Origin of the sequence: Corallococcus sp. CA053C, assembly GCF_003611675.1 — a bacterium.
Taxonomy (GTDB): domain Bacteria; phylum Myxococcota; class Myxococcia; order Myxococcales; family Myxococcaceae; genus Corallococcus.
The window spans coordinates 1-3135 of the sequence record NZ_RAWA01000654.1; the positions used below are offsets into that span (position 1 = coordinate 1).

1 protein-coding gene is annotated in these 3135 nt (G+C 72.9%); it reads left to right on the forward strand.

Annotation, left to right across the window (positions count from 1 at the left end; genetic code table 11):
- Positions 1-3135: SDR family NAD(P)-dependent oxidoreductase (locus tag D7V97_RS41655; RefSeq protein WP_120616079.1), on the forward strand; the 3135-nt coding region annotated here is incomplete at both ends.

Here is a 3135-nt window from a genome sequence, read left to right on the forward strand (position 1 = left end):
CCCCGGTCGCCCCACCCGAGGCGAAGCAGGGCCTGACGATGCGGCAGCGGCTGCTGGAGGCCCCCGGGGCCGAGCGGCTCGCGCTGCTCATCCAACTGCTCGGCGAAGCCGTGGCCCGCATCCTGGCCTATGCCCCTTCCACCCAGCCGTCTGCCGAGGAGGGCTTCTTCGACCTGGGGATGGAGTCGGTGCAGGCCATGCAGCTCGTGGAGCACCTGGAGGACGAGCTCGGCCTGGAGCTGTACCCCACGCTGGCTTTCGATCATCCCACCCTGCGGGCCCTGGCGGGCTTCCTCCTCGAACGGCTTCCGACCACGACCGAGGCGCCCGCCGCGCTCCGCACCGGAATCCCGGCGGAAGTGGTGCTCGCCCGGCAGGGGTGGCGCGACGCGCCCTGCTCGGAGCCCGCGGAGCCCGCCCCGCACGGAGTCCTGCTCGTGGGCGGAGACGAGGCCCATGCCCAGGCCTTCCGCGAGCAGCTCCACGCGCGGGGACTCGAGGTGCCGGTGGTGCGAGCGCGCCCGGGCTCCCGCTTCGCTGAAACCGGGACGGGCCCCGAGCTTGATTTCGCGGACGTGCTCCAGGTGCGGCAGCTTTTCGCCTCGCTGAACGAACGAAGCCTCCAGCCCAGCCACATCTTCCACCTCGGTGCGCTCGACGAGGACTCCGGGAAGGATCCCCTTCGCGGCTTCGCGCACCTGCTGGGCCTCGCGCAGGGGTTGCTCGCGCACGGGTCCGAAGTGGCGGTGCGCCTGGGCCATGTCTCCGCCACGGTGGACGGCGTGCCACCGCCGGCCCATGCCGCCCTGGGCGGGTTCTGTCGCGCGCTCGGCCTGGAGACGCCGCGGCTGTTCTTCCAGACCCTGGCGCTGGGCCCTGAGTCCCGAACTCCCTCCGAGGTGGCGCGGCTGGCGCTGGCCAACAGCACGCAGGACGACGTCGAGGTCCGGTACGCGGAGGGCCGCCGGCAGGTGCGCGAACTGGTCGAGCTGCCACCCGGGACGCACGCGCCGTCGCCGCTGAGGCGGGGCGGGGCCTATCTCATCACCGGAGGGGCTGGCGGCCTGGGCCTGCTCCTGGCCGAGCACCTGGTGCGCACGGTCCAGGCGCGGATCGCGCTCGCCGGGCGAGGCGAGCTCGACGAGCCCCGGAGGCGACGGCTGGAGGTGCTGCGCGCGACGGGCGCCGAGGTGGTGTACGTGCGCGGAGACGTCAGCGAGCGCGAGTCGGCCACACGCGTGGTCCGCGAAGCCTGCGAGCAGTTGGGCACGTTGAACGGCATCATCCATGCCGCGGGAGCGACACGGGACGCGCTCGTGGCGGCCAAGGTGTGGGAGCAGATGGCCGCGGTGCTCGGCCCCAAGGTGCACGGGACACGGCACCTCGACGAGGCCAGCCGGCACCTGCCCCTGGACTTCTTCGCCCTGTTCTCCTCGACGGCGGCCATCACCGGGAACGTGGGCCAGGGCGACTACGCCTTCGCCAACGCCTTCCTCGACGCCTTCGCCGCCGAGCGCGAGGCGCGACGGGCACGAGGCGAACGACACGGCCGCACGGTGTCGTTCAACTGGCCCTTGTGGGCCGAGGGCGGCATGCGGGTGGACGCGCAGACGCTGCGCTTCATGGAGCGCCGCGGCGGTCTCACGCCCCTGCCCACCGCACTCGGGCTGGAGGTCTTCGAGCAGGGGCTGGCCCAGGAGGGCTCCCAGCGCGTGGTGTTCCACGGAGCCCGTGACACCCTCGTCCAGCGCTTCGGCATCAGGACCGGGGCCCTCGAGGAGGCGCCTCCCCGTGCTCCTCTGGCCACGCCCCTCCCCGCGCCGCGCGCGCAGGCGCGGACACCCGACCCGGGCCGCGAGCCCATCGCCCTCATTGGCATGGCCTGCCGGTTTCCCGGAGGGTGCGACAGTCCCGAAGCGCTGTGGCGCTTCCTACTCGACGGAGGTGACGCCATCGTCGACGTGCCAAAGGAGCGCTGGGACCCCGAAGCCTTCTTCCACCCGGATCCCGACGCCGCCGGCAGCATGTACGTGCGGCAGGCGGGCTTCCTGCGCGAAGCGCCCTCGCTCTTCGACGCACGCCTCTTCGGAATCTCTCCGCGTGAGGCCACGGACATGGATCCCCAGCAGCGCCTGCTGCTCGAGGTGTCCTGGGAAGCCCTCGAGCGGGCGGGCCTCGCGCCCGACAGCCTCGCGGGCAGCCCCGTGGGCGTGTTCGTGGGCATGGGCAGCGCGGAGTACGGACTGCTGCCCCGCGCCGCGCGACAGTTCAACGCCTATACCGCCACGGGCCTGGCGACCAATATCGCCTCGGGCCGGATCGCCCATCGCCTGGGGTTGCAGGGGCCGGCCCTCACCGTGGACACCGCCTGCTCGTCGTCGCTCATGGCCGTCCACCTCGCGTGCGACAGCCTGCTCCGGGGCGAGTCCGACGTGGCCCTGGCCGGCGGCGTCAACCTCATGGTGTCGCCCTACACCTTCGTCTCGCTGTGCCGGCTGCACGCCCTGGCGCCGGATGGCCGCTGCAAGACCTTCGACGCCTCGGCGGATGGCTACGGCCGCGCCGAGGGCGGCGGGCTGGTCGTGCTCAAGCGCCTTTGCGATGCACGGCGGGACGGAGACAACGTGCTCGCCGTGCTGCTGGGCTCGGCGGCCAACCATGACGGTGCCAGCAGTGGGCTGACCGTCCCCAACGGGCTCGCGCAGCAGGCCCTGCTGCGCAAGGCGCTGGCGGCGGCGGGGCTGGAGCCCGAGCGCATCTCCTACGTGGAGTCCCACGGCACGGGGACGTCGCTCGGGGATCCCATCGAGATGCAGGCCCTGGGCACCGTGTACGGCCAGCGACCGGCGTCCGTGGGAGCCTTCACGGTCGGCGCGGTCAAGGCCAACCTGGGGCACCTGGAAGCCGCCGCCGGCATCGCCGGCCTCATCAAGACCGTGCTCTGCCTCCAGCACCGGGCGATTCCGAAGCAGCTCCACCTGCGCCAGCTCAATCCCCACATCCGGCTGGAGCGCATGCGCGCCCAGCTGCCCTGGGACACCCTGGCGTGGGACGGTGACGGCCGGACGGCGGGCGTGAGCGCGTTCGGGTTCTCGGGCACCAACGTCCACGTCATCGTGGGCGCCCCCCCCGCCC